This is a genomic window from Curtobacterium sp. MCBD17_035, assembly GCF_003234815.2.
GTDB lineage: Bacteria > Actinomycetota > Actinomycetes > Actinomycetales > Microbacteriaceae > Curtobacterium.
The window spans coordinates 2,610,822-2,633,555 of sequence record NZ_CP126279.1 but is presented as its reverse complement, the minus strand read 5'-3'; the positions used below and the strand labels follow the sequence as shown (position 1 = coordinate 2,633,555).

The 22,734-nt window shown below is 67.0% G+C and carries 19 protein-coding genes and 1 pseudogene; 11 read left to right on the top strand and 9 right to left on the bottom strand.

Annotated features, from left to right (window positions below; genetic code table 11):
- Nucleotides 1–1,029 carry a class II fructose-bisphosphate aldolase gene (gene fbaA, locus DEI93_RS12375; protein ID WP_111010890.1) on the bottom strand — a complete coding sequence of 343 codons (1,029 nt, stop codon included), beginning with the start codon at nucleotides 1,027–1,029 and terminating at the stop codon, nucleotides 1–3.
- Between the two features lie 178 nt (nucleotides 1,030–1,207).
- On the opposite strand from fbaA, the gene glpX reads away from it, so the two are divergent.
- A complete protein-coding gene (gene glpX, locus DEI93_RS12370; RefSeq protein WP_111010889.1) occupies nucleotides 1,208–2,194 on the top strand; it encodes a class II fructose-bisphosphatase in 987 nt (328 codons plus the stop codon).
- Between the two features lie 116 nt (nucleotides 2,195–2,310).
- On the opposite strand, the gene DEI93_RS12365 is transcribed toward glpX, so the two are convergent.
- Nucleotides 2,311–3,606, bottom strand: coding sequence for a DNA recombination protein RmuC (locus tag DEI93_RS12365; RefSeq protein WP_111010915.1), 1,296 nt, complete (start codon nucleotides 3,604–3,606; stop codon nucleotides 2,311–2,313).
- A 73-nt stretch (nucleotides 3,607–3,679) separates the two neighbouring features.
- The gene (locus tag DEI93_RS12360) at nucleotides 3,680–4,294 is read right to left on the bottom strand and encodes an exonuclease domain-containing protein (RefSeq protein ID WP_111120205.1); all 615 of its coding nucleotides are present in this window, start codon (nucleotides 4,292–4,294) and stop codon (nucleotides 3,680–3,682) included.
- A gap of 179 nt (nucleotides 4,295–4,473) precedes the next feature.
- Between DEI93_RS12360 and ychF the strand changes: the two genes are divergently transcribed.
- Entirely contained in the window at nucleotides 4,474–5,547 is a 1,074-nt protein-coding gene (gene ychF, locus DEI93_RS12355; RefSeq protein WP_111120230.1) for a redox-regulated ATPase YchF, read from the top strand.
- A gap of 22 nt (nucleotides 5,548–5,569) precedes the next feature.
- Here ychF and DEI93_RS12350 read toward each other — a convergent pair whose 3' ends face one another.
- Entirely contained in the window at nucleotides 5,570–5,935 is a 366-nt protein-coding gene (locus DEI93_RS12350) for a tyrosine-type recombinase/integrase (protein ID WP_258372289.1), read from the bottom strand.
- 609 nt (nucleotides 5,936–6,544) lie between these two features.
- Between DEI93_RS12350 and DEI93_RS12345 the strand changes: the two genes are divergently transcribed.
- The gene (locus DEI93_RS12345; protein WP_146244449.1) at nucleotides 6,545–7,126 is read left to right on the top strand and encodes a hypothetical protein; all 582 of its coding nucleotides are present in this window, start codon (nucleotides 6,545–6,547) and stop codon (nucleotides 7,124–7,126) included.
- 47 nt (nucleotides 7,127–7,173) lie between these two features.
- Here DEI93_RS12345 and DEI93_RS12340 read toward each other — a convergent pair whose 3' ends face one another.
- Both DEI93_RS12340 and DEI93_RS12335 read right to left on the bottom strand, forming a co-directional pair.
- The gene (locus DEI93_RS12340) at nucleotides 7,174–8,307 is read right to left on the bottom strand and encodes a PDDEXK family nuclease (protein WP_111120203.1); all 1,134 of its coding nucleotides are present in this window, start codon (nucleotides 8,305–8,307) and stop codon (nucleotides 7,174–7,176) included.
- Nucleotides 8,300–9,238, bottom strand: coding sequence for a DNA-methyltransferase (locus DEI93_RS12335; RefSeq protein WP_111120202.1), 939 nt, complete (start codon nucleotides 9,236–9,238; stop codon nucleotides 8,300–8,302). The genes DEI93_RS12340 and DEI93_RS12335 overlap by 8 nt, the downstream gene beginning before the upstream one ends.
- Nucleotides 9,239–9,437: 199 nt before the next feature.
- On the opposite strand from DEI93_RS12335, the gene DEI93_RS12330 reads away from it, so the two are divergent.
- From DEI93_RS12330 to DEI93_RS12320, 3 genes are all read left to right on the top strand, one after another.
- The gene (locus DEI93_RS12330) at nucleotides 9,438–11,870 is read left to right on the top strand and encodes a P-loop NTPase (RefSeq protein WP_146244448.1); all 2,433 of its coding nucleotides are present in this window, start codon (nucleotides 9,438–9,440) and stop codon (nucleotides 11,868–11,870) included.
- 317 nt (nucleotides 11,871–12,187) lie between these two features.
- Complete coding sequence (locus DEI93_RS12325) at nucleotides 12,188–13,726, top strand: DUF262 domain-containing protein (RefSeq protein WP_111120200.1); 1,539 nt, start codon at nucleotides 12,188–12,190, stop codon at nucleotides 13,724–13,726.
- Complete coding sequence (locus DEI93_RS12320; protein ID WP_146244447.1) at nucleotides 13,723–14,529, top strand: hypothetical protein; 807 nt, start codon at nucleotides 13,723–13,725, stop codon at nucleotides 14,527–14,529. Before DEI93_RS12325 ends, DEI93_RS12320 begins: the two co-directional genes overlap by 4 nt.
- A 674-nt stretch (nucleotides 14,530–15,203) precedes the next feature.
- On the opposite strand, the gene DEI93_RS12315 is transcribed toward DEI93_RS12320, so the two are convergent.
- A complete protein-coding gene (locus DEI93_RS12315) occupies nucleotides 15,204–15,410 on the bottom strand; it encodes a hypothetical protein (RefSeq protein WP_111120199.1) in 207 nt (68 codons plus the stop codon).
- Nucleotides 15,411–15,859: 449 nt separating this feature from the next.
- Nucleotides 15,860–16,459 carry an acyl-CoA-like ligand-binding transcription factor gene (locus DEI93_RS12310; RefSeq protein ID WP_111013668.1) on the bottom strand — a complete coding sequence of 200 codons (600 nt, stop codon included), beginning with the start codon at nucleotides 16,457–16,459 and terminating at the stop codon, nucleotides 15,860–15,862.
- Between the two features lie 99 nt (nucleotides 16,460–16,558).
- Between DEI93_RS12310 and DEI93_RS12305 the strand changes: the two genes are divergently transcribed.
- From DEI93_RS12305 to DEI93_RS12290, 4 genes and pseudogenes are all read left to right on the top strand, one after another.
- The gene (locus DEI93_RS12305) at nucleotides 16,559–17,506 is read left to right on the top strand and encodes an aldo/keto reductase (protein WP_111120198.1); all 948 of its coding nucleotides are present in this window, start codon (nucleotides 16,559–16,561) and stop codon (nucleotides 17,504–17,506) included.
- A 107-nt stretch (nucleotides 17,507–17,613) separates the two neighbouring features.
- Nucleotides 17,614–17,919 (top strand): annotated as a pseudogene (locus DEI93_RS12300) (DUF933 domain-containing protein); the annotation flags it as partial.
- A gap of 75 nt (nucleotides 17,920–17,994) precedes the next feature.
- A complete protein-coding gene (locus DEI93_RS12295) occupies nucleotides 17,995–18,729 on the top strand; it encodes a hypothetical protein (protein WP_220037901.1) in 735 nt (244 codons plus the stop codon).
- 200 nt (nucleotides 18,730–18,929) lie between these two features.
- Nucleotides 18,930–19,394 carry a DUF8821 family protein gene (locus tag DEI93_RS12290; RefSeq protein ID WP_111120229.1) on the top strand — a complete coding sequence of 155 codons (465 nt, stop codon included), beginning with the start codon at nucleotides 18,930–18,932 and terminating at the stop codon, nucleotides 19,392–19,394.
- Between the two features lie 189 nt (nucleotides 19,395–19,583).
- On the opposite strand, the gene DEI93_RS12285 is transcribed toward DEI93_RS12290, so the two are convergent.
- Nucleotides 19,584–20,600, bottom strand: coding sequence for a LacI family DNA-binding transcriptional regulator (locus DEI93_RS12285; protein WP_111010885.1), 1,017 nt, complete (start codon nucleotides 20,598–20,600; stop codon nucleotides 19,584–19,586).
- 165 nt (nucleotides 20,601–20,765) lie between these two features.
- Between DEI93_RS12285 and DEI93_RS12280 the strand changes: the two genes are divergently transcribed.
- Entirely contained in the window at nucleotides 20,766–22,700 is a 1,935-nt protein-coding gene (locus DEI93_RS12280; protein ID WP_111120197.1) for a glycoside hydrolase family 127 protein, read from the top strand.
- Nucleotides 22,701–22,734 lie beyond the last annotated feature (34 nt).

Sequence of the window (22,734 nt, the reverse complement as noted above, 5' to 3'; positions counted from 1 at the left end):
TCAGCTCTGGGACTGTCCGGCCGACCCGAGCACCTTCGCCGCCTGGACGACGCGGGCGGCCATGGCGGTCTCGGCCTTCTTGCCCCAGGCCCGCGGGTCGTACTGCTTCTTGTTCCCGACCTCGCCGTCGACCTTGAGCACGCCGGTGTAGTTCGTGAACATCGAGTCGGCGATGTCGCGCGTGAACGCGTACTGCGTGTCGGTGTCGATGTTCATCTTGATGACGCCGTTCGACACGGCCTCGTGGATCTCGTCGTCGGACGACCCGGAGCCGCCGTGGAACACGAGGTCGAGCGGGTTCTGACCGGTGCCGTGGTGCTCGGCGATGCCGCGCTGGATCTCGCCGAGGAGCTCCGGACGGAGCTTGACGTTGCCCGGCTTGTAGACGCCGTGCACGTTGCCGAACGTCAGCGCGGCGATCCACCGGCCCTCGTCGCCCATGCCGAGCGCCTCGACGGCCTTCTCGACATCGCCGAGCGTCGTGTACAGGGCCTCGTTCGTGCCCTCGTGCTTGACGCCGTCCTCCTCGCCGCCGACGACGCCGATCTCGACCTCGAGGATCGCGTTGATGTTGCGGGTCTTCTGGATCATCGTCTTCGCGATCTCGAGGTTCTCGTCGAGGGGGATCGCCGAACCGTCCCACATGTGGGACTGGAAGATCGGGTCGCGGCCCTGCCGGATCTCGTCCTCGCTCGCCTGGATGAGCGGCAGGACGAACGAGTCGAGCGCGTCCTTGGGGCAGTGGTCGGTGTGGAGCGCCACCGTGATCGGGTAGTTCTTGGCGACCTCGTGCGCGAACGCCGCCATGGCCAGCGCGCCGGCGGCCCGGTTCTTGACCGTGTGGCCGGCGAAGTAGTCGGCACCGCCCGTCGTCACCTGGATGATGCCGTCCGACCCCGCCTCGGTCAGGCCCTGCAGGACGGCGTTGATCGTCTGCGACGACGAGACGTTCACGGCCGGGTACGCGAACTTGCCGGCCTTCGCGCGGTCGATCATCTCGGCGTACTGCTCGGGGGTTGCGATGGGCATCTCGGCTCTCCTTCGACGTGTCGATCCGTCCACGATCGTAGCCAGGGGCCGGGAGGCCGGTCACAGGTGGTCGAGGGCGGCCTCCCGCCCGGCGCGCCGTCCGGCTCCGGACGACAGCTGTCGCTCAGCTCTGGGACGCCCGAACGTCCACTGGGAAGGGGCTCGGTACGCTGGACGGGTGAATGCGACTGACACCGGTGCCCTGTTCCTCCAGCCCGACCGCAACCTGGCGCTCGAGCTCGTGCGTGCGACCGAGGCGGCGGCGATCCGCGCGCAGCCGTGGGTGGGGCGGGGTGAGAAGAACCTCGCCGACGGTGCGGCGGTCGACGCGATGCGCAAGTTCCTCGGCACGGTCAACTTCGACGGTGTCGTCGTGATCGGTGAGGGCGAGAAGGACCAGGCGCCAATGCTCTTCAACGGCGAGCACGTCGGCAACGGGCACGGACCCGCGTGTGACATCGCGGTCGACCCGATCGACGGCACATCGCTCACCGCGGCCGGGCGACAGAACGCGATCTCGGTGATGGCGGTCTCCGACCGGGGGTCGATGTACGACCCGTCGGCGGTGTTCTACATGAACAAGATTGCGGCCGGCCCCGAGGGGCGCGGGGTCCTCGACCTGCACAAGCCCGTCGGCGAGAACATCCGTGCGCTGGCGAAGGCGAAGCACAAGGACATCGAGGACATGCAGATCGCCGTCCTGGACCGTCCCCGGCACGAGGAGCTCATCCGGCAGATCCGCGCGGCGGGTGCCGGCACGCGGCTGCTGCTCGACGGTGACGTCGCCGGCGGGATCTCGGCGGCGATGCCCGGATCGAAGATCGACATGTGCGTCGGTGTCGGCGGGACGCCCGAGGGCATCATCACCGCCTGCGCGATCAAGGCGCTCGGCGGTGTGATCCTTGGGCAGCTGCAGCCCAAGGACGACGACGAGCGGCAGAAGGCCATGGACGCCGGGCACGACCTCGACCGCGTGCTCGACCAGGACGACCTGGTCACGGGCGACAACACGTTCTTCGTGGCGACGGGTGTGACCGACGGCGTGCTCGTCGACGGCGTCCGGCGCTCCCGCGGTGTCATCCACACCGACTCGATCGTGCTCCGTTCGCACTCCGGTACGGTCCGCCGGATCCAGGCCGACCACCGCGTCGAGAAGTGGTTCTGACCCCCACCCCCCTCGCGAGATCGCACCTGTTGCCGTTCTGACCACCGTCGGAACGGCAACAACTGCGATCTCACCGAGCTCAGCGACCCGTCGCCGTCGCCGGTGGCCGGTCGCTGTCAGTCGTCGTCGACCGCGGCGACGAGCTCCGGCGCGGTGAGCAGGCGGGGCTCGTCCTCGACGGGGGTGGGTTCGGCGATCACCTTGGCCTCGTCGAGCAGCGACAGGCGACGGGCCGACGGCAGCACCTGCCGCTCGAGCGAACCGACGAAGCGGTTGTAGTCGACCACGGTCCCGCGGATCGTCCGACCGAGCTTGTCCACGTGCCCGGCCATCGTCGCGAGCCGCCCGTACAGCTCGCGGGACACGCGGAACAGCTCGCGGGCCTCCAGGGTGACGACGTCCTGCTGCCAGCTGAACGCGACGGTCTTGAGGACCGACCACAGCGTCACCGGCGAGGCGAGTGCGATCCGCTTCCGGAACGCGTGGTCGAGCAGCCCCGGATCCGCGGCCAGTGCACTCGACACCAGGGACTCGGACGGGATGAACGCGATCGTCAGCTCGGGTGAGGCGTCGTACCCGGACCAGTACTCACGCGCGGCCAGGGCGTCGACGTGGGCGCGGACGGCGCGGACGTGCTGGTCGAGCAGTGCCCGGCGTCGGGCGGCGGCCTCACCCGTGGCGGTCTCGGGGATGCTCGTGGCCTCGAGGTAGGCGCTGAACGGGACCTTCGCGTCGACGGCGATCGACTTGCCGCCCGGCAGGTGCACGACCATGTCCGGACGGGCGGCCCCCGCGGTCGTGGTGACGCTCGACTGGACGTCGAAGTCGACGCGTTCCAGCAGCCCCGCGGCCTCGACCACGTTCCGCAGCTGGGTCTCGCCCCACACGCCGCGGGTGCTGTTCGACGACAACGCGCTCGCGAGGGTCTCGGCGGTGGCGCGCAGTCGCTCCTCCGACTCGACCGCGGCACGGAGCTGTGCCGACAGCGCGCCGTACTGCTCCCCGCGGCTGCGCTCGAGCGCCGTCACCGTCCGCTGCATCTGCTCGAGCGTGGCCGCGACCGGCCCGAGCGCCGTGAGGACGCGGGACTCCTGCTCGGTGCGTGTCGTGTCGGCACCGTGCATGCGGGAGACGATGTGCTCGAGCTCGGCGGCCCGGCGCTCGAGCGACTCGACCTGCCGGCGGTACTGGGCGTCCTGCATGGCCAGGCGGTCGGCGTGCTCCTGTGCCCGCTCGGCGTCGTGCGCGGCAGCGTCGGCGACGGCACGGTCCAGCTGCGCGCGGAGACCGTCGGCCGTCGCCCGGGCGGTCGCGAGGTCGGCGCCGGTGCGACCACGCACCACCGACCACGCCACGAGGGCGCCGAGCGCGGCCCCGACGAGCAGTCCGACGACGAGCAGGAGAGCGTCCATGTCCCCGAGCGTGGCAGCGACCCCCGACACCGGCTGCGGGGCCACGCTGCGGGCGGGTGACCCGAGCGGGAACTCAGTCGGCGAACGCCATCGCGCGGTCGCCGCGGGGCTCGGACGTCCGCGCCTGGACCGTCCCGAGCTTGGCGTTCGTGGCCGTCGACAGCCCCTCGAGCGAGTCGACGCCGTGCTGCGCGGCAGCGTGCACGATGATCGCGGCGCAGGCCTCGGCGTCGGCGAGGGCGTCGTGGTGGCGGAAGCCGTCGAACCCGGCCGCGCCCGCAGCCATCGGGAGCCGGTAGGAATCGAGCTGGTAGGTGCGTCGGGCGACCTGCAGGCTGCAGAGGTGCCGGTGGGCCACGACGTCGATCCCCGTGGCCGCGCACCCGCCCGCGATGACGCCCATGTCGAACCGGGCGTTGTGGGCCGTCAGGACGTCCTCGCCGGCGAAGGCACACAGCTCGACGTACTGTTCGGCCCAGCCGAGGGCGTCGATGACGTCCTCGGCGACGATGCCGTGGATCCGCGTGTTCCACTCGAGGAACGCGTCGTGCCCGACCGGCGGCCGGATGTACCAGGAGGCCCGTTCCACGACCACGCCGTCGCGCACCTTGACGAGTCCGACCGAACACGCCGAGGCGCTCGATCCGTTGGCCGTCTCGAAGTCGATCGCGGTGAAGTCCAGGGGCACGTCGCCATGCTCGCACGACGCTCCGACATCCCCTCGTGTCACACGCCGCGTCCGTCGCCCGCCGCCGGACCGGGAGGTGCGGGGCGGGCCCGCACCGTCCCTCCCGGCCGCCGCCGGACCGGAAGTGCGGGGCGGACCCGCGCCGTTCCTCCCGGCCGCCGCCGTTAGGCTTGTCCGTCGTGGCACTCACCATCGCGATCGTCGGACTCCCGAACGTCGGCAAGTCGACCCTGTTCAACGCCCTGACGAAGAACCAGGTCCTGGCGGCGAACTACCCGTTCGCGACCATCGAGCCGAACGTCGGCGTCGTCAACCTGCCGGACCCGCGCCTGCAGCAGCTCGCGGACCTCTTCCACTCGGAGAAGGTCCTGCCGGCTCCCGTGTCGTTCGTCGACATCGCGGGCATCGTCAAGGGCGCGAGCGAGGGCGAGGGTCTCGGCAACAAGTTCCTCGCGAACATCCGCGAGGCCGACGCCATCGCGCAGGTCGTCCGCGGCTTCGCCGACGACGACGTCGTGCACGTGTCCGGCCAGGTCTCGCCGCGCGACGACCTCGAGGTCATCAACACCGAGCTCATCCTCGCCGACATCGAGACCATCGACCGTGCCCTGCCGCGGTACGAGAAGACGGTGAAGCTCAAGCAGGCGGAGCCCGCGGTCCTCGAGACCGCTCGGGAGGCCCGTGCCGCGCTCGAGCAGGGCACGCTCCTGTCCGCCACGTCCATCGACCTGGCCCCGATCAAGGAGCTCGGGCTCCTGTCGGCCAAGCCGTTCATCTTCGTGTTCAACGTCGACGAGGCCGTGCTCACCGACGACGCCCGCAAGGCGGAGCTCGCCGCGCTCGTCGCCCCCGCGCAGGCCGTGTTCCTCGACGCCAAGATCGAGTCCGAGCTCATCGACCTCGAGCCGGACGAGGCGCAGGAGCTCCTCGAGGCCACCGGGCAGCCGGAGTCCGGGCTCGACCAGCTCGCCCGTATCGGGTTCGACACCCTCGGGCTACAGACGTTCCTGACCGCCGGTCCCAAGGAGTCCCGCGCCTGGACGATCGGCAAGGGCTGGAAGGCGCCGCAGGCCGCGGGCGTCATCCACACCGACTTCGAGAAGGGCTTCATCAAGGCCGAGGTGATCTCGTTCGACGACCTCATCTCCGCGGGGTCGATCGCCGAGGCTCGGGCCCGCGGCGTCGCCCGGATCGAGGGCAAGGACTACGTGATGCAGGACGGCGACGTGGTGGAGTTCCGCTTTAACAACTGACCCCCCAGTCAGACACTGGGATTCACGCGGTTTCGGTAGTCCCAGTCCGGATTGAGTCCGCGGGAGCCGCGAAAACGGCGGTCATGATGCCTGCGGCTGCTGTCCGGGTCCGGTCCTCGGCCGTCGGCCAGAGGTGTGTGTAGGTCTGCAACGTGGTTGTCGCCTTCGCGTGCCCGAGGGCTCGCTGAACTGTCCCAACGTCGCATCCCGCTGCGATGAGTCCCGAGGCATAGAAGTGCCGCAAGTCGTGCAGGCGCGTCGGCTCGGCATCGGCGGCAGGGAGCGTCTTGGTCCACCAGTAGTGGATGGTGTTCTGGTGAGGGGGGATTCCCGTGGTCGCCGAGGAACATCCACTGCTCGTCGCCGTGCGTGCCGACGAGGCTCGCATGCTGAGCGAGCATCGTCACCAGCTCGTCGGGAAGGTGAACGACCCGTTCCGACCCGTACTTCGGGGGTGTGATTCGAACCTCCCCGCCGGTGGCCCGCTGTACCTGTCGCTGAACGTGCAGCTGGCGTCTTAGGAAGTCGATATCCGAGAACTGCGCTGCCGCGGCTTCCCCGAGGCGTAGCCCGGCAAAGGCGCAGAGCGCGATGAAAGGTCGGAACCATTCCTCTGCCGCGGCCATGACGATACCCACGGTCGCAGGAGTCGGGATGCGCATCGCGTGTTCAGCCTTCCGCGCGCGCGGGAGTGTGACTCCGTTGGACGGATCGGCGGCGAGCACCTTGTCCCTCACCGCGGCGCGTAGGGCTGCTCGCACGTTGTTGACACGGGTTCGGATGGTGCTCGGAGCGAGAGTGAGACTCATCGTCTTGATTCAGGCCTCAACATGGGCCTCTCGGTTATGCCCGAGCTGACGACCGACGGCGCTCGCCGCGTCGCTGTCCGTCTGCTCGAAGCTGCCCACCGGATCGACCGCTCCACCCGACGCGGACCGGCATGATCAACCGAGCGCTCACGCAACGCGGGGTAGATCCGACACTGGGAGGCCGGTAGGTGGTCGATTCTCGTCTGCCGTCCCGCTGGCTCCACGACCCGCGCATGGACGGGCTGTCAGACACGTCCTGGCGGATCTTCACGTGCGGCCTCATGCTCAGCAACGAGCAGCAGTCGGATGGCTACATCGCGCCCGGACAGCTCCGCTGGTTGCATCCCGTCGCGGCGGAGGCAAGCGCGGTCCAGGAACTCGTCCTGGCCGGCCTTTGGGGGGTCGACGGCATCGGCTACCGGGTTACTAGCTGGGACGAAACCCAGACGACCGCTGCGCAGCTGAGCGACAAGCGACGCAAGAGCAGGGAGAGCAGCCAGAAGGCGCGCGATGTCGCTCGGAAGCGTCGGACCTCCGGAACGGCAACACACGTGATCGATCACGTGATCGGTCACCACCAAGGAGAGGACAGGAAAGGCCAGGCCAGGACAAGGGAGGTGGAGGAAGAAACAGCCAGGCTCACCTGGCCGACGGTCGCGATACCTGTGTCATGCGTCGTCTGCGCAGAACCGATTGACCCGGGCACTCCAAATGCCCTTTGCTCCCGACAGGACGGAGCACATCGCGAGCGGAGGCAGATCGCCGCATGAAGCGGGGCCCGAGCGCATGACCCGCTCGGGCCCCCCTCCATCCGTGCTCAAGCCGTCGCTGCTACCTCGGGCAAGAATCGTGCCAGGCGCATCCGGATCGTCTCGAGCAACCGATCCACGCTCCCACCAGCCTCAAGGGCAGCCTCGGGCGCGACATCAAGCGTGAAGTGCGACAGAGCCGCGGCCGTCGTACCAATGACTTTCTTGAGGCAGACGGGATTCGGAGTGACACCGGACTCAGCGTCCAGATCGAAGACGTAGATCCAAGCTGGGGGGTGCTCGTCCGAAGGGGAGCCGAGCAGCCGCCAGGTGCCGTCGTCGACAGGGATCAAATCGGGCTTTCCAAGGAACCGCTGCCAGCTGTCCCAGACGGCCTCAGGGATAGCGAGAACGCATCCAGCTGCGCGGCCATGAGCACCGATCTGGAACTTGAACATCATTTGGTAGAACGTTCGTTTGAACGCGTTCGAGATGTTCGGACCCTCGACCCCCTCGGCTAACCACTCGGGGTGCTGGTTGATTGTGCTGGCGAAATCCTCTCGGTGCAGGTGGCTTGCGTTCGACAGGTTGTCGACGGCTCGCTTGTAGGTGCCGTGGAAGTCCATCGTCTGGATCTCGAAGATGGCATACCGATCCACGTCGAGGAGCCCGTTCGCGTCGAGGGACAGCTTCACCATCGTCGCGTCGAAGTTCAGCTCGGGCGATCGACCGGTCGACGCGACGCTGATCTCACCTCCCAGCTTGCTCTGGAAGTACGCGACGCCGATGCCGCCAGCTCGGATCGTTTCCTTGAGAGAGTCGACGGCATCGGCCTCGACCAGAGACGTCACCGGCACGAGAGCGACCTCCTGGTCGGTCCGGGCCCCAAACAAGCGCCTTGCGGCGTCCGCCAGCAAGTCGACGTCAAGCGCGCGGAACGGGCAAACGAGCCAGTCCTGGCGAATGCCGTTGCTCGTGCTGCTGATGGTGCACACGCCGCGCGAGACTCCGTTGTTAGACCCGCCGACCTTCTTCGCACTCTTCACGCAGACACAGGTCCGACCGGTGAGCTGTGTCAGGAACGGGCATGTCTGGGAATCCTGCGCCATGCGCGCCTCGTCATCGTCCGCTGCGACCGGGTAGATCCGGTGTCCGAACCACTCGGCGAGAACGTTGCCTGCCTCGCGTTGCACGTTAGCCATCGATGGAGCTCCCTTGAGCGTTGGCGCGAGCCACCGCGGAGAAGTTCTCGTTCAGGTCGAAGCCGATCGCGTTGCGCCCGTTCTCCGTGGCCACGGTGAGAGAGCGACCTGTGCCGCAGAACGGGTCGAGCACGGTCCCACCTTCCGGGCACGAGCTGAGGATCCGCGGCGTGATGAGGTCGCGGGGGAAGGTTGCGGAGTGCCCGTCCTGTCCCGCGCGCACGTTGGTCGTGATTACGTCTCGTGCGCCGTCCTCGACGGCATCCAAGTCGTAGAAGTACTTGGCACGGCCCGAGGTCGGTCGCTTGACGAAGTGGAAAAAGTGCTCGTGGGACAGCCTGAGTCGATCCTTCTCGGGGCGGGGCGGGACGTTCGGCTTGTGCCAGATCACGTCATTGCGCAAGATCCACCGCTTGTCCTGCATGGCGATCGCGAAGCGGGCGGGAATCATCAGGAGCTGCTTCTCCTGTCGGAATCCGCCCATCGGCGCGCGCCGTCGCGCTCGTGGATTGCCGCCGAGGCCCTGGCGTCCGTCGTTACGGATGCTCGCCCAACGCGCGAAGTAGGTGTCGCCGATGTTGATCCACATGCTGCCTGACGCCTTGAGCGCATGAGCACCGCGCTGGAAGATCTCGACAAGATGCCCGACGAACCACTCCGGACGCGGTTCGAGGCCGAGCACACCACCGTTAGTTCGGTACCAGTCATACGGGGGAATGTCGTCGGCGCTGTTGCCCTCAGCGATCCACGCGTCGAGCACCCCGTTGTCGTGCTCCATGCCGTAGTCGCGAAGCCCCCAGTAGGGCGGGGACGTGAGGATCAAGTCGATCGAGTTGGCCTCGATCTCCGGCAGGAGGTCGTACGCGTCGCCGTGGTGCACGGTCGACGTGGCGGTGCTGACCCGAGGGTCCGGGCGAGGGATCAGGGTCATGGGCGACAGTCTAGGTCGAGGGTGTGACGACCCTGGCAAGGCACGTCGCGGTGATCTGCAGTGCTGCCGAGGTGCGGAGGCTAGGGGTGCCCCCCGGTCGCTCTGAGTGATCGGTACGTGCTGCATCTCACGGTGCGCGCGGGTCTGGGGGTCGTGATCCTCCCCGTAGCTCCGGGCTGCGCTTAGCATCAGCGAAACGATGAAGGGGGTGATCATGACGGAGCATGGTGCGGCGATCGTGAACGCGATCGCACGAGGCCAGGCGGTGTTGCTCACGGGCGCGGGGTTTTCAAGAGGACTGACCGACCATGATGGCGAGCCGCTGCCGCTCGGTCCGGAGCTCGCGGAAAGTATCTGGCCAATTGCGTTCAGGGATGAACCGTTCGAGGCTGAAACGCCCCTCAGCTTGGTATACGCAGAGGCGCTGCGCACTTCGCCGACACTCCTGCGTGACCAACTTGATCGACTTTTCAAGATCGATCCCGGACTCGTTCCGGCTCGGTATCAGACCTGGTATTCGCTTCCTTGGCATCGCATTTACACGCTCAACATTGACGACGGCGACGAAGTAATCCGCGACCAATCCGGGGGGCGAGCTATGCAGATCATTTCTGCGTTGAATACCAGCCCTGGGGTCGTGGATGGGGATAAGCTCGCCGTGGTGCACGTGAACGGTCGCCTTGGTGATTTCCCTGACCTCACTTTCAGCCAATGGGACTACGCGGACCGAACGGCGCGAACTGATACCTGGTATCAAGAGTTTGTCACAGACCTAACCACGCGCCCCGTGGTTGTAGTTGGTTCGGTACTCGACGAGCCTCCTCTTTGGCACTACCTGCAACTCCGCGGCGAGCGTGGGAACAACAATGAACTACGACCGCGCTCATGGCTTGTCTCGCCGAAGCTGGACCGCGGGCGCAAGGCGACGCTGGCCAGGCTGAACTTTGTGCACATCGCGGAGACCGAAGAGAACTTCTTCGAGACCAGTATCGCGCCATTTGCGCCGGGCCTCGTTGCTGCTCAGAGGGCAGAGGAGGTGGTTCGAGCTGAAGCCGCACTCATCGATGTGTCAGAAGCGGTTCGTGCTGCTCCGGCCGGTAGTCCAAACTATCTGCTGGGCACTACGCCACAGTGGGCAGACGTAGTCAACGGGTACGCGGCCAATTTCGAGTTTGATGACGCGCTGACAGCTCAGATTCACGCCGTGACTGGCGGTGCTATCGCGGTGACGGGAAGCGCGGGGTCCGGAAAGACAACTTCCCTGATGAAGGCTGCTGCAACGTTTGCGGCTCGCGGAAACACTGTCCTGTGGCTCGGCCGGGAGAGCGAAGTCCCGATGGCGCAGATCCGTCGTGAAGCCGTCAATCGGAAGGCGGACTATCTTTTCATCGATGATGTAGACCGGTTCGCCGACCAGGCTCCCGAGTTGCTCAGGAGCTTGTCCCAAGAGTCTGACTCCTTGGTCACCGTAGTCGCGGCACGAAGTGGGCGCTATGTGCAGTTGCGGTACGAAGATCGGCTAAGAGTTGATGCAACACTCGACCAGGCCCGCCTCACGGATAGCGACGCTACGGCCTTGCTGGGGCAACTTAGTCGTGGCCACCGACTAGGCGCTCTCCTTGGCCTGAGCGTGCAACAGCGCATCGAACGAATCACGAAGCACGCTGATAGGCAGTTGCTAGTCACCCTAATCGAGGCCACGTCAGGCGAACGCTTTCAGGAGCGTGTGGCGAGCGAATGCCGGTCGCTTCAAGGCGCCGAAGTTGCACTCTACGGCGCGGTCTGCACTGCTGCATGGGCGGATAATCGACCCCTGTCTCGTCAGGACGTGCTGTACGCGGCGGGCCGTAACTATGAACCGAATGAGGCCCTGGTTGCGCTGAGACGGCTCGAAACCGCGCATCTTCTCGTCGCGGAACATTCTCGCTACCGCACACGCCACCGAGTGGTTGCAGAGTCGGCAGTCGACTACTTCCGAAGTGAGGGGCAGCTGGAGCACTGGATCGAGGACCTACTATTCCTCGTTGCCGGACACTATGATCGCGCCAGTGTTCGTCGGACGCGCTACGGGCGGATTCTGATTCGTCTGCTAAGCCACAACAATCTCAAGAGCTTCGTGGGCGAGAACTCCGTGGTGCAGCGCATCTACGGTACGGCTGAGCAGTGGCTTGCGGATGACCCGCACTTCTGGCTCCAGCGGGGAAGCTTTGAAACGGACTTTGGAGACCTCGTCCTTGCCGAGAACTTCCTGCGTCAAGCACGCGTTCTCGCCCCTGAGGACGTTCAAATCGACACGGCTTGGGCATTGCTCCTGCTCAAGAAGGCGCTGAACGACTTGCAGGGTCCGGACGCTCATTCGCTTGTTGAAGAGGCATTCGGGCTGCTCAAACCGATCATGCGAAACACTGCCAGTAACTCACCGCATACGTTTGCAATTTTTCTCAACTTCGGTCTTCGTTGGCTGCAGGAGCAGCGGTTGGGCAACGAGGAGCAAAGGGCCCTGCGGGACGACCTCTTGTATTTCGGTCGAATGGGTGCAGGTATTCATCGGCGTCAGCTCGATGTCCAGGAGGCGTGGGGCACGGTCCAGCGCTACATCGCAACTAATGCGGTCGTGCAGGCATCTCTGTGACGGTCGGAATTCCTGAGTGAGACCGTATCGTCGTGGCGTCGCTGCCGAGGTCCGGGCCTCGACCGTCCCTCCGTTCTGCGCGCCCTTGTCGGGGCGCGCGGGAGCCGGTCATTCGGAACGACGCCCCCGTTGCAGCGGTCGCTGGTTGACTGCCGTGAGCACATCCTTCCGCCTCGCTGCCAGGTGCCGCAGTCGTACCGAGTATCGCTTCGTGCCTAGCGTCCTACCGGTCGCGCACCCCGCTCCGTGCTGCTTGTCAGTAGTCAAATGCGATAGTGTCGCCGCGATGGAGCGGCTGATGAGGGAGTGCGCAAACAATGCAACATAGATCGCGGGACTTCAGCGTCACTGAGCTCCTCCGCCTGGCGCGGAGCGGTTTGCTAGCGCTACCGGAATTTCAGCGGCCCTTCGTCTGGGAACCGGGTCGGGTGATCGAGTTGCTCGATAGTGTCCTAAACGGCTGGCCAGTCGGTTCGCTGCTGGTGCTCGAAGGACCCCAGCCGTTCCGGATCCGGCCGATCGACGGTGCACCCGAGGTCTACGAGGACGAGGTGGAGCTTTATCTCCTCGATGGGCAGCAACGCGTAACTGCGCTCTACCACGCGCTAACCGGGACGAGCGAAACGGTGTACTTCGCCGATTTCAACGATACGACCGAGGATGGCGACCCAAGCCTCAAGTGGGCGCCCCGCAAGTCTTTCTCATTCGAGGCGGCAGTGTCGAGACGGGTCGCGTTCGAGTCGCTCTTGGATCCGGCGAAGTTCGACGCGGCGATTCAAGTCGTTGATGCACGGATGTCTGCCTGGATGCTCGAAACCCGCCAAGTCTTCACAGACGAAGATAACCGCGCATCGTACACCTTACCTGCAATTGTAATGGAACAGGCAATTAGTCTCGAGGCTCTGACTCGGATCTTTGAGACGCTGAATCGCACGGGAGTGCGCTTGAACTCCTTTGACTTAATGGTAGCTGTCCTCTTTCCGTCGGGTTTCAATCTGCGAGATGAGTGGGAGTTTGCGAAGGCGAATTCCGAACTGCTTGAGCGCTTTGAGGTCAATGGGTTAGAGGTGTTGAAGCTCGTTGCCCTGTGGCAGCGCGATATTGATGCAAAGACTAAATCGCGCCCCGCGTCCAGACGTGTTACCGGTGTGCGCCAGCGAGATGTGCTGAACATCCCGCCGGACTCCGTCTCGCAAATGTGGAACCGCGCGGTTTCGTCGTACGCGAGCGCGTTGGACTTTATGTCGTCTGAATTTGGTGTGCGACCGGGCGGAGTGCCTACTGATGCAATGGTTCTCGGCGTAGCGTATTTCCTCGATGCCGGAGTATCGAGAGCTGCCATCACACGATGGTATTGGTCCTCAGTCGCTCTCCAAACGTATGCGCAGGGAGCGAATACCCAAGTCCTGACTGACACTCGCGACGGCGAGCCTCTTGCCCCTTCGGCCGAGGTTGTCGTTCCCGCCCTAGGTGCTGCTCTGCTCGACGAATCGCGACGCAATAAGATCCTTCGGCTTGGCTTACGCGGCCTCGCCGTGCTGCACGAGGATCGCGATCCTGTTACCGACGAGCCACTAACGGAGTCGGTCGTTGAAGTCTCTTCCACGGCTCTTGGGCGCGGGCAGGCGTTAACCGATGGTGACGTGCCAGTCGCTGGTCTCGTATTCATCGGGAAGGAGTCGGTTCGCCTGATACGGAAGGGACGAACTCTTGGTCAGGCGCCGTCGGAGATCCTCCATGAGGGCGCGTTAAGAAGCCAGGGCTTTCCGAGAGGCATTTATTCGCTCGGCGATGATGACGATGTTCAAGAGCGGGCGAATCTGCTTGCGGAGAGACTGTTGGCGAGGCTGTCATGAAGATGCGCACTGCGGTGGTTTGGGCGTCCGTCGCTGCCCTGATCGCTTGGATCGCGGTATGGGGTCTAGTCTGGGTTCTCGCAAGGTTCGTGCCCGACGGCGAATCTGCCAAGTTCGGGCAAGTCGGGGACATGTTCGGTGCGGGTTCTGCGCTTTTCTCGGGAGTAGCGGTTGCAGCTGTGGCGGTGGTCCTGGTCTTCGACGTGAACGAGCGGAAGACGGACCTCGACCATCGTGAACTAGTTGCTCAAAACGAGCGTCTGAGTTTGCGGCCCTATGTGGTCGGTCACGTGGCTGAAAGAGATGCGCGGATCGAAAGGTCCGAATGGTTGGGTGACCAGCTGCAGCTTGCGATCGTGATAAGTGTCTCGCTGTCGAATCAAACCCGGGACCCAGCGCTCAACGTCGCCGTTAAGGCCCTCAACCAGGCTGAAAACGTGAAGTCGGGCGAGGTGCCAATTGCTCTGCCGCTCGCTACAGGGGACCATGAGCCTACCGACGTTGCTCTGTCCTTTTTTGGAGGATCAGCGCTAACGGCGCTGAGCGCGCTCGGCTCGAGCGGCCTCCCTGTTCTGATAGTGGTGGAGTACTCGAGCCTGAATGGAACGAGATGGCGTTCGGAGGTCGAATATGTGCTTAGTGCGTCTCAATCAAGGGTTCAAACCATCCTCCCAAAGCTTCGTGACCGCGAGGGTGGTGAGACGATCGCTTCTGGCGGCGGCCTGGGAGGTGGCACGGTTTACTACCTAAAGGCGACCGCTAAGCCAGGATCATGGAGGCAGGGTGCTGAGCGGTCGGAATAGGCGACAGCTTCGGCAGTCGGTTCCCTTGGGCGGAAGCGAGCACCTTGAGTCACGCTGAGTGGTAACCCGCCAAGAATCAGAGTCGCTGGCGCGATAAGCGGGGTTGTCGCAACAGCGTTACTGACGAGGCACGAGTGTTGCCGTTTCGAAGCTGAGTTGGGGAGCGGACCGCTTGTGCCTCGGCGGGGGTTGAGAAGTCAGCTGGGCCACTGGTCTGCTGCGTCGATTCAGTTTGTCCCAGTACAACGACTGTGTTCTGCCTGGTCGTGTCGGTGGCCGAGTAGGCCACATCTAGTCCGGATTCAGTCCGTCGTAGCTCCTAACACCGGCCGACGCAGAGCGCGCCGACCGCGCCTACTTGCCCACGGAATCAAGCCTGCTACGGTGGATCGATGTCCCCATTTGCCCGTCCGACGTTCCGGTTCAACAACTAGTCATGCGCCGTGACACGAGCCCCACGCCGTTCTACCCGTTCGTGTGCTGGGTCGCTGGCGGCCGATCGAACCGCTGACCGACGCGTTCGAGACTGAGCCGGAGGGGACACGGCCTCGCGACCCCGACGTCGTGTCCTGGTGGCGTCCGTCGTACTGGTGGCGGAGGCGTGACGGCGCTCCGGCCCGATGACTGCGGTGGGACCTGACGGACCGCTCGCCCAGCCAATGCCCCGAGGGGGGCTACTCGACGGGTTTGTGCTCGGAGGCGGGGATGGGCTGCGGTGCGAGCGAGCCGCTCTTGTTGTAGTCCCATTCGCCGGTCGCCTCGAACCACCGAACGGTCTTGTAGTGACTGCTCAGGGCGTTCAGCACGGCGGCTCGAATGACGACGTACATCAGCCACAAACCGACGGCGGCCCCCAGGAGCCAGGTGAACAAGAGCAGCATGACGGTTCCACTTCTGACGTTGTGCAGATCAGTGTAAGTGGCGATCTCCGCTCCGCTCCGCTCAGCCCTCGTCCGGGAGGATGGATCATCTGCCTCGGTTTTGCAACCCCGAGGTCACCGCGACGGTTCGCTCTCGGTCCCCCCGACGGCCGCGGCGGCCGCATCACCCTGCCGGCGGTCCCACGACCTCGCGGACTCGTCGACGTCGCGGTCTCTGCGCCGCGGCTCGGGGTGGGGCGGACATTCCCGACAGGCTGGCGCACAACGGTCCTGGAGGCACAGCACGGTCCTCCTGGATCGGCTCGACGACCGCGACCGCCGCGACTGTCACGCGGGGCGGGCCTTCGCGCACGGGTAGCGAGGCCGATCAGCCGGCTCGTCTGATCACGGACCTGGCAGCTCCCCGACGTCGACCGGCGGATCGGATGAGCACAGATCCGTGAGCGGCGTCAGGAGCTGGCGTCGAGCGTGTCGAAGGTCCGGCGAAGCAGATCGACGGGGAGGACGCCGGGGGTGTCCTCCACGGCCCAGATGCTGATCGCCACGTCGAAGCAGCTGAGCGCGGCGTGCACGAGCGTCCGGGCGCGGAGGTCAGCGTCGTCGCGGGCGATGCGTTCAGCTGTGAGCGGCACGAGTACCTCGGCCCAGGACAGGTGCTTCTCGAGGTTGCGGGCACGGAGCGACGGCGTGCGCAGCATCACGCGGACCGATTGACGGCCGGCGTCGGAGTCCGCGCCGCCGCGTTCGAGCATCACGACGAACGCTTCGCGGAGCGCGTCCCAAACAGGTTCGCCCGCTGGTCGGGCGCGGAGCGCGTCGGCGAGGTCGTCTCGGTGGCGAGCCGGATCGCCGATCACTGCGTCCTCCTTCGCGGGGAAGTAGCGGTGGAAGCTCCGGGCGGAGATGCCGACCTCGGCCGCGATCTGCTCGACGGTCACGCTGTCGAAACCCTCCGCGTCGAACCGAGCGACGGCCACCGCGGCGATCCGAGAACGCACGGCGTCGCGGGTGATGTCCCGCAACCCCGTCCGGCTCGTCGTCTCGCTCACGGGGTCATCCTACTGCCGCTGACACCGTGGGCCTAGAGTGTCAGAGTCTGACACGAAGGGCGTACACTGACCTCTTGCTCTCCACACGGAAGGAACCACATGCAGCAGCGCATCCTCGGCGACCAAGGTCTGGTCGTCAGTGCTGTCGGTTACGGCGCGATGGGCACGGCGTTCGCCTACGGGCCGAGCGACGACACCGAATCGACCGCCGCCATCCGGCACGCGCATGAACTCGGGGTCACGCACTTCGACACCGCAGAGTTGTACGGGTGGGGCGTCGGCGAACGCCTGCTCGGAACCGCCCTCGCTCCGATCCGCGACGAGGTCACCATCGCGACGAAGTTCGGCTTCGCCCGTGGTGCCTACACGCCGGACTCGCGCCCGGAGCACATCCGCGAGGTGGTCGAGGCGAGCCTCCGGAACCTCGGCACCGACTCGATCGACCTCCTGTACCAGCACGTCCATGACCCCGCGGTGCCCGTGGAGGACGTCGTCGGCGTGATGCAGGAGTTCGTCCAGGCTGGGAAGGTCCGCTACCTGGGGCTGTCGAACACCGATGCCGAGCAGCTCCGCCGGGCGAACGCCGTCCACCCGATCTCGGCGTTCCAGACCGAGTACTCCGTGTTCGCCCGAGAGTCCGAGGAGCTCTTGCCCGTCGTCGATGAGCTCGGCATCGGTGTGGTCGCGTACTCGCCGCTGGCGCGCGGCTTCCTGAGTGCAGCCGTCCGCCCTCGCTCCGACTACCCGTCCGACGACATCCGGCACATGCTCGACTGGTGGGCACCGGAGCACTTCGACGCGAACGTCGCCGTCGCCCAGGGGCTGTCGGCAATCGCGGACGACAAGGGCATCTCGCTCTCGCAGCTGTCACTCGCGTGGATCCTCGCGAAGCGCGACGACCTCGTCCCGATCCCGGGGTCGCGCAATGCGAACCGGGTCGCGGAGAACGTGGCCGCGGCGGACGTCGTCCTCACGCCTGATGACATCGCCCGCATCGACGCGTTCGCCGAGCGCGTGCAGGGATCGCGCGCGGCCGCGACTGCCTGAGACGCTCCCCGATGACACGTGGTGCGTGACGAGCTCTTCGGGCGCCGAACGGAGGGGAGAACCGCTCTGGCCTGGTCGACGCCTCGTGTCGACCAGGCCAGCCTGTCGGGCTCGACCAGCTCGCCCGCATCGGGTTCGACACCCTCGGGCTGCAGACGTTCCTGACCGCCGGTCCCAAGGAGTCCCGCGCGTGGACGATCGGCAAGGGCTGGAAGGCGCCGCAGGCCGCGGGCGTCATCCACACCGACTTCGAGAAGGGCTTCATCAAGGCCGAGGTGATCTCGTTCGACGACCTCATCTCCGCGGGGTCGATCGCCGAGGCACGGTCCCGTGGGGTCGCCCGCATCGAGGGCAAGGACTACGTCATGCAGGACGGCGACGTGGTGGAGTTCCGCTGCAACAACGAGTCGTGACCCGCGACTCGGGCCCCACGGCGAAGCGCACGGTGAGGCGTGGCGTGGTGTGCTCGCCGCACTAGGCTCCTCCGGATGAGCACTGACCTGGATGTCGCACTCGCCGCGCACCGAGCAGCGCCGTTCCCCGACGCGGTGGAACGCGGCGAACAGTACGGTCTCGTGGACGCCGTCATGATCGACTCGGACATCGTCGGCTGGGCGACCGAGGTGTCCGCTGGGGGTGTCCTCGCGCCGGAGGCCGTCCGCGGGCTCCGGCAGTGCGCTGACGGACTGTCGGCATCGCTCATCGCGTTCCCCGAGGCTGCCCGGGTGTACTACGTACACCTGCTGCTCGTCGCCGAGCTTGCGCTGCGGGACGATGCTCTGCGGATCGCGGGCACGAGCGACCCGCTCGCGCCCGACACCGTGGCGGGTGACCCCGAACGTGAGGCGACGACCGCCACTGTGCCAGGAGCCGGGCCGGAAGCCGCACGCCGCCCGCGGTCCGGGCTCGCCGGACTGTTCCGGGCCTCCCGGTCGTCGCACCCCCAGCCCACTCCGGACCCGGCGGCGTTCGTGCCCGAGCTCGAATCGATCCTGTTCTCTGCCGATCCGGTCGGCATCGCGTTCGAGACGAACACCGACGAGTACCGGCCCGAAGCGGAGACGATCGCGCTGCGCCTGCCGGACGCGACGTCGGTGGACGACGTCCAGCGGATCATCCACGAGGAGTTCGTCGCCTGGTTCGATGCCTCGACGGCCGGTCCGGCCCTCCGCTACCGCGCGCTCGCCGCCCGGGTCTGGCTGCTGTGGAGCGAGCGGGGCTGAGACCATCCGGGTGGGCGCCGCGGTGCCGCTCAGTCCACGAGCGCGATGATCACCGCGGGGATGCGGTGCTCGATCACCGCCCACACCCGGACGTCCATGGGGTGTCGGTCGCGGAGAGCCCTACTGCGTCTGTGGATGATCCCCGACCCTGGTGGATCAGCACTACCGTGGTGCCCACCCACCCGAACGAGGAGGAACGCATGTCGAACGTCGTCGACTTCGTGGACGTCAGCACGGCCGGTCTCGAGTCCTCGCCGGTGGCCGAGGCGCTCGCCGGCCTCCGCGCGAACGAGGCCCGGTACTACAAGAACAAGTACGACCACGAGTTCGTCACGTCGCCCGCGGACGAGGCCCCCGACGCGGTCGACCGGGTGACGCGGATCCTCGCTGAGGAGCGCGACATCGTGATCGCGTCACGTCCGCTCGAGGCCACCGACTTCGTGGTCGACGGCCTCCGGATGACGTACGTGTTCTACGAGTCGGGCCTCGCGATCAACGTGATGTACAGCATCGAGGACGGCGGCAAGCGGGCGGTCGGCTTCAAGCTCTCGCAGGGCATGGACGTCCCCGATGAGCTCGCGTCGAAGTTCAAGTTCGCCCGGCAGCGGTCGAAGCTCGCGGGCGAGATCCGCGGCTCGTTCTTCGTGATCAAGGGCGAGTACTGACGTACCCATGATCACGGCCGGGAGGCCCGCGTCGAGCCCGCCCCGGCCCTCCCGTCCGGCATGTCGCCGCGACCGCGCGCGTCGACGACAACTGCGCCGTCGTCGAGATGGCGCACTTGTCGGCTGCACGCGCGTGCAGCGCGTGCAGCGCGTGCAGCGCGCATCCGCTGTGCACGCCGGCGGATTCGCTCAGTCGATCGGCGCCGTCGACCCCCGCACGACGAGCCGGCACGGCACCTCGGTACGCCCGCCGTCGTCCTGGCCGTCGATCGCGGCGAACAGCCGGTTCGCGGCGATGCGGCCGAGTTCCTGGAGCTGCATGTCGACGCTGCTCAGTTCCGGGCGTGAGCTCTGTGTGACGACGCCCCAGTTGTCGAAGCCGAGCACGGCGACCTCGGTGGGGACGTCGCGCCCGAGCTCGTGGAGCACGTCGACGACGCCGCGCGCGATCTGATCGCTGCCGCAGAAGACCGCGTCGACGTCGGGCGTGGACTCGAGGAGCATGCGGGCGGCACCGCGACCCCAGGCCTCGTTCCAGGTGCCGTGCAGGACGCGTCCGCCCGCGAGTTCGAGGCCCGCGTCGTCGAGCGCATCGAGGGCACCGCGCGCGCGGTCGCGGGCGGCGTGGTACTCGATCTCGCCGGTGATGTGCGCGATGCGCCGTCGTCCGGCGTCGATGAGGTGCTGCATCCCGACCCGGCCACCCTGCACGTTGTCGCTGACGACGGAGAGCGCCGCGGGGTCCTCGGACGGTGCGTACGCGTAGACGACGGGGACCGGCAGGTCGTCGCCGAGCGACGCGCGCGGGTTGGTGCTCGACCCGACGACGATGAGGCCGTCGACCCGGCGTGACAGCAGCGCCTGGACGTGGTGCTGTTCACGGATCGTGTCGCCACGGGCGTCGCACAGGAAGATCTGGGTGGCACCGGCGCCGAACGCGTCCTCGGCGCCCATCATGATCGGGAGCGAGAAGCGGCCCTCGAGGTCCGAGGTGATGAGGCCGACGGTGCCGGTGCGCCCTGCGAGCAGGTTCTGCGCGAGCACGTTCGGCCGGAACGACAGGCGCTCGGCGACGGCGAACACGCGGTCGCGGGTCTCGGAGCGGACCTCGCCCCGCCCGTTCAGCGCGCGCGAGGCGGTGGCGATCGAGACCCCTGCGGCTCGTGCGACATCCGTGAGCGTGGCCGCCTTCTGCCGTTCCTTCACGCAGCCCCCTCTTGTCCGACCGCCCGAGGCGTCGACCCCGCTGCCGTGAACAGTACCGGCAACCCGTTGCCGCAAACAGTACCGGCAGCTTTCCGCTTGACGCAATCGAGACCCGGCAGTTACGGTTCGTAAAGCTTTCCGGAGATTTGCAGCAAGGACGCACGAATGACCGACATCAGCACCACCCCCACTTCGCAGCGCGGCCTCGTGGTCGCGCCGACGACGGGCCGCCTCCGCCCCGTCCCCATGACCGACGTCGCGATCACGGGCGGCTTCTGGGGTGACCGCCAGGCGACGAACGCCCGCGCCACGCTCCGCCACTGCCTCGAGTGGATGGAGCGACTCGGCTGGGTCGGCAACTTCGACCGCGCCGCCGAGGGGCGAGAGGCTCCGTCCGCAGGTCGGGAGTTCGCCGACTCGGAGATCTACAAGCTCCTCGAGGCGCTCGCGTGGGAGTCCGGACGCTCGGGTGATGCCTGGGTGGAGCAGACGTTCCAGGACCTGTCGGCCCGTGTCGTCGCAGCCCAGCAGGAGGACGGCTACCTCAACACGCGCTTCGGAGGCCCGAGGCAGCAGCCGCGCTGGTCCGACCTCGAGTGGGGCCACGAGCTCTACTGCGCCGGGCACATGATCCAGGCCGCTGTGGCGCGCGCCCGCACCGCCGGCCGCGACGCGTTCGTCGAGGCGGCGATCCGCGTGGCCGACCACGTGTGTGACGTCTTCGGCGCGGACGGCGACCAGCGCGTGTGCGGCCACCCGGAGATCGAGGTCGCGCTCGTGGAGCTCGCCCGCGTGACCGGTGACGAGCGGTACCGGACGCAGGCGGCGCTGTTCATCGAGCGCCGCGGGGACGGCACGCTGCACGATCCCGACGTGCCCGCGTCGTACTTCCTCGACGACCTGCACGTGCGCGACGCAGACGTGCTCCGTGGCCACGCGGTCCGCGCGCTCTACCTGGCGGCCGGCGCGGTCGACCTCGCCGTGGACCGGGGCGACGCCGAGCTGTCGGACGCGCTCCGGACGCAGTGGCACAACACGGTCGCGCACCGCACGTACCTGACCGGTGGCATGGGGTCGCGGCACGAGGGCGAGTCCTTCGGCGACGACTTCGAACTGCCCTCCGATCGGGCCTACTCCGAGACCTGCGCCGGTGTCGGGTCGATCATGTTCAGCTGGCGGCTCCTGCTCGCCGACGGTGAGGAGCGGTACGCCGACCTCATCGAGCGGACGCTGTACAACGTCATCGCGACGAGCCCGGACGAGCAGGGCACCGCGTTCTTCTACGTGAACCCGCTGCAGCGGAACGTGCCCGGCACCCCGGCCGCGGTCGACGAGCCGAGCGAGCGCGCCGCGTCGAGCCAGCGTGCGCCGTGGTTCGCGGTGTCGTGCTGCCCGACGAACGTCGCGCGCACCCTCGCCAGCCTCACCGCGTACGTGGCGACGGTGGACGACGACGGCCTGCAACTGCACCAGTACGCGGAGGGCCGGATCGACACGACGCTGCCCGACGGCCGCACGGTCCGCCTCGAGGTCGCCACGGACTACCCGCTCGACGGCCGCGTGCGGGTCGTCGTCGCCGAGGACGCGCCCGAGCCGTGGACCCTGACCCTCCGCGTGCCGAGCTGGGCCGCTGGCAGCGCCACCGTCGACGCCGGCGAGGGAGCCGAGACGGTCGACGGCGGGTCCGTCGTGATCCGTCGCGCCTGGCGTGCCGGCGACGACGTCACCCTCGACCTCCCGACGCAGCCGCGGCTCGTGGCCCCGGACGAACGGATCGACGCGCTCCGCGGGACGGTCGCGGTGGAGCGCGGGCCGCTCGTGCTCTGCGCCGAGTCGATCGACCAGGACGCCGATCGGGTCGACGTGATCCAGGTCCTCCCGGGGGCCGAGCCGACCGCGGACGGCGCCACCGACGCGGCGCTCGACGCGGTCGCCGTCGACGCGCCCGAGCGGGACTGGCCGTACGCCGCCTCGCCCGCGCACGACGCGCAGCGCCCCGGAACCGTCCGGCTCCGCCCGTACCACCAGTGGGCCGAGCGCGGTCCGTCGACCATGCGCGTCTGGCTCCCGCTGGCGGACGCCGCCACCGCGCAGGCCTGACCCGAACCCGAACCAGCAGCACCACCCGTCATCA

What these genes read in the sequence shown, in the direction of transcription:
- DEI93_RS12295 (WP_220037901.1), top strand. Translation starts at nt 17,995, where the DNA reads ATGAGCACTGACCTGGATGTCGCACTCGCCGCGCACCGAGCAGCGCCG.
- DEI93_RS12330 (WP_146244448.1), top strand. Translation starts at nt 9,438, where the DNA reads ATGAAGGGGGTGATCATGACGGAGCATGGTGCGGCGATCGTGAACGCG.
- DEI93_RS12320 (WP_146244447.1), top strand. Translation starts at nt 13,723, where the DNA reads ATGAAGATGCGCACTGCGGTGGTTTGGGCGTCCGTCGCTGCCCTGATC.
- DEI93_RS12305 (WP_111120198.1), top strand. Translation starts at nt 16,559, where the DNA reads ATGCAGCAGCGCATCCTCGGCGACCAAGGTCTGGTCGTCAGTGCTGTC.
- DEI93_RS12315 (WP_111120199.1), bottom strand. Translation starts at nt 15,410, where the DNA reads ATGCTGCTCTTGTTCACCTGGCTCCTGGGGGCCGCCGTCGGTTTGTGG.
- DEI93_RS12325 (WP_111120200.1), top strand. Translation starts at nt 12,188, where the DNA reads ATGCAACATAGATCGCGGGACTTCAGCGTCACTGAGCTCCTCCGCCTG.
- DEI93_RS12335 (WP_111120202.1), bottom strand. Translation starts at nt 9,238, where the DNA reads ATGACCCTGATCCCTCGCCCGGACCCTCGGGTCAGCACCGCCACGTCG.
- fbaA (WP_111010890.1), bottom strand. Translation starts at nt 1,029, where the DNA reads ATGCCCATCGCAACCCCCGAGCAGTACGCCGAGATGATCGACCGCGCG.
- DEI93_RS12290 (WP_111120229.1), top strand. Translation starts at nt 18,930, where the DNA reads ATGTCGAACGTCGTCGACTTCGTGGACGTCAGCACGGCCGGTCTCGAG.
- DEI93_RS12340 (WP_111120203.1), bottom strand. Translation starts at nt 8,307, where the DNA reads ATGGCTAACGTGCAACGCGAGGCAGGCAACGTTCTCGCCGAGTGGTTC.
- DEI93_RS12350 (WP_258372289.1), bottom strand. Translation starts at nt 5,935, where the DNA reads ATGCGAGCCTCGTCGGCACGCACGGCGACGAGCAGTGGATGTTCCTCG.
- DEI93_RS12365 (WP_111010915.1), bottom strand. Translation starts at nt 3,606, where the DNA reads ATGGACGCTCTCCTGCTCGTCGTCGGACTGCTCGTCGGGGCCGCGCTC.
- DEI93_RS12280 (WP_111120197.1), top strand. Translation starts at nt 20,766, where the DNA reads ATGACCGACATCAGCACCACCCCCACTTCGCAGCGCGGCCTCGTGGTC.